The following is a 343-nucleotide window of genomic DNA, read 5'->3' on the forward strand; positions in this document are numbered from 1 at the left end:
ATTTAATCGCATTTGAAATTAAATTTCTCAAAACTGTCTTGGTCATATCTATATCACATAGGATACATTCATCCAATTCAACCTCTTTAATAATTCTAATTCGTTTATGTTTGGCCAAAGACTTATGTAAATTTATCGCATGATTAAAAAGATCATCTATGCAAATGGTATTAAATACAGGTTGTATCAGGCATCTTTCAATGCGCGACCATTCTAAAATGTTTTCAATTAAAATAAGAGCCTGTTCGGATATATGTTCAAGACTGGAGAGTATTTCTCTAATATCATTATGATCAAGGCTACTGAATTCGATATTTAGAAAATTAGATAATTGAGTTATATT

General features: G+C 28.9%; 1 protein-coding gene. It reads right to left on the minus strand.

Annotated features, from left to right (window positions below; genetic code table 11):
- On the minus strand, positions 1-343 hold a 343-nt coding region (locus OM075_RS25895; protein WP_301193424.1), incomplete at both ends, for a histidine kinase.

Source organism: Plebeiibacterium sediminum (assembly GCF_026013605.1).
Taxonomy (GTDB): Bacteria; Bacteroidota; Bacteroidia; order Bacteroidales; family Marinilabiliaceae; genus Saccharicrinis; species Saccharicrinis sediminus.